This window comes from Clostridium sp. ZBS15 (assembly GCF_023845705.1).
Lineage (GTDB): Bacteria > Bacillota > Clostridia > Clostridiales > Clostridiaceae > Clostridium > Clostridium aquiflavi.
The window spans coordinates 788-3,428 of sequence record NZ_JAMQHY010000101.1 but is presented as its reverse complement, the minus strand read 5'-3'; the positions used below and the strand labels follow the sequence as shown (position 1 = coordinate 3,428).

Sequence of the window (2,641 nt, the reverse complement as noted above, 5' to 3'; positions counted from 1 at the left end):
GGGACTGGCCCTATGAAGCCCAGCAACCTACTTTTAAGGTTTAATAAATGATATTGAAATCAATATTAAAAGTTTACTTTAAAGGTGTGGTGCCAAATCCCGTTAGATAAGAAGTCTAATATAGTATGAGAATATTTAAAGCTTCACTATTGGGTGAAGCTTTTATTTTTTAATTCTTTAATAAATTATAAAATAAACTTAAAATATTTGTAAAAAATTAATTAAAGAATAAAAAGAATATATTTCCATCAATTGCCTAAGTATTTCTTTGACAAAAAGTTTGAAATGACAAAAGGAGGAAACATTTTATGAAGAAAAAAACAAGTATAACATCATTATTACCACTATTAGTATTTCTAATAGTATATGTGGGGGTATCAGTACTTGCAGGTGATATGTATGCAGTATCTGTAATTATTCCATTTTCAGCAGCAGCAGTAACAGCTCTAGCTATGAATAAAGATAAAAACTTAAATGAAAAATTAGAAATATTTTGTAAAGGATCAGGAGATAATAATGTCATTCTAATGATATTAATATTTATATTAGCTGGAGCATTTGCTCAAGTAGCTAAAGATATGGGTGCAGTAGATTCAACTGTAAATTTAGGATTATCAATTTTACCAAGTAGCTTGTTAACTGTAGGCTTATTTCTAATAGCATGCTTTATAGCTCTTTCTGTAGGTACTTCAATGGGAACAATAGTAGCATTAGTACCAATAGCTGTTGGAATAGCAGATAAAACAGGAGTATTAGTTGCAATATCAGTTGGGGCAGTTGTTAGTGGTGCTATGTTTGGAGATAACTTATCAATAATTTCAGATACAACTATAGCAGCAACAAGAACACAAGGTTGTGAAATGAGAGATAAATTTAAAATGAACTTTAAGATAGTTCTTCCAGCGGCAATAATAACTACAATTGTATTTGGAATATTAACAAGAAATGCAGCTACAACAGGTATAGAAGAATTACAATACAGCTTAGTTAAAATAATTCCATACATTGCAGTAATAGCATCATCATTAATGGGATTAAATGTTGTGGTAGTTTTATTTGCAGGAATAATCATTGCTGCAGGAATTGGGTTTATTTATGGCAGCTTTGATGTTATTGGTTTATGTAGTTCAATATCTACTGGAATATCAGGAATGAGCGAGTTAATAATTATATCATTATTAATAGCAGGAACAATTGCATTAATTAAAGAAAACGGTGGAATAGAGTACATATTAAATAAAGGATTAAAGAAGTTTAAGAATAAGAGAAATGCTGAACTTGGAATAGCCACTTTAGTAAGCTTAGTAGATGTATGTACTGCTAACAATACTATAGCAATAGTTACAGTAGGTCCAATAGCTAAAAATATTTCAGATGAATTTGATTTAGAACCTAAAAGAGTTGCAGGAATAATGGATATGTTTTCTTGTGTTTTTCAAGGAATAATCCCATATGGAGCTCAATTAATTTCAGCAGCTGGTTTAGCTGCAATATCACCTTTTGCTATAATGAAATATTTGTTTTATCCTTATTTAATGGGAATATGGGCATTAATATCAATATTTATATACCATAGTAATAAGATGCAAAAATTAAGAGATAAGAAAGTAGCTTAGATTATTTAAATAAATAAAACAAGTAGATGATAAAAGAATCATTTACTTGTTTTATTTTTTAGTTGAAAGTTATTTTGATAATAATAATATGCTATAATTGACTTATAATGTATTTTATTTGAATAAAACTAAAAATTATAATGAATATATATATTAAAAAAATATAAATTAAGGATGGATTTTGATAATGACAGGATTAACAATAACTTTTATTATAACAATAATATTAATTAGTGTTATATATTTACATATAAGGCGAAAAAATTCATTGTTAAGTAAAAGCTTTATTAGTATATATTTAATTTTTGCTCCACATATTGTTTTGATGGAGTATTTTTTTAGTACTCAAAGTAAAATTGGACAAGACAGTGGTATATATAAATGGATAATTTTAATTGAAATAGGTATTATCATTTTTTATATTTGGATTAAATTAAATACAGTAGTGAATATAAAAAAGGAAATAGTAAGTGTTAGATTAAAAATAATGATAGGTGGACGAAGTCTTATACTTTATGGATTATATCTTATATTCGTCCAAAGTATAATATACATAACTGTATTTAAAATAATATTTAAAGAACATATACCTAATAATATTTTTATAATAGATAGTATTATTACTGGACTAAGTATTATTTTACTAATTGCAAATGGGATTCTACGAATTTTATGTACTTCAAGAAGATTAAACATTATAAAAAGATTTATAATTGCTTTTTGGATTTGGATTCCAATTATAAATATTTTCATAATGCTTTATGCTTGTCATATTGCGAGAATTGAGTATGACCATGAATGTTATAAAGTAATTAGAGATGATGCACGTATTGATTCAAATATATGTAAAACTAAATATCCACTTGTATTAGTTCATGGAGTTGGATTTAGAGATTTAAAGTATATTAATTATTGGGGAAGAATACCCAAAGAATTAATTCGTAATGGGGCTACAGTTTATTATGGAAATCAAGAAGCCTGGGGAACAATTATATATAATGCACAAGATATTAAAAATAAAATTC

At 26.4% G+C, this 2,641-nt stretch carries 2 protein-coding genes; both read left to right on the top strand.

All coding sequences use genetic code 11. The features are described from left to right. Positions 1–308: 308 nt before the first annotated feature. On the top strand, positions 309–1,616 hold the full coding sequence (locus tag NG904_RS16685) for a Na+/H+ antiporter NhaC family protein (RefSeq protein ID WP_252232847.1): 1,308 nt from the start codon (positions 309–311) through the stop codon (positions 1,614–1,616). A gap of 187 nt (positions 1,617–1,803) precedes the next feature. Beyond that, positions 1,804–2,641: lipase family protein (locus NG904_RS16680; protein WP_502801471.1), on the top strand; the 838-nt coding region annotated here is incomplete at its 3' end.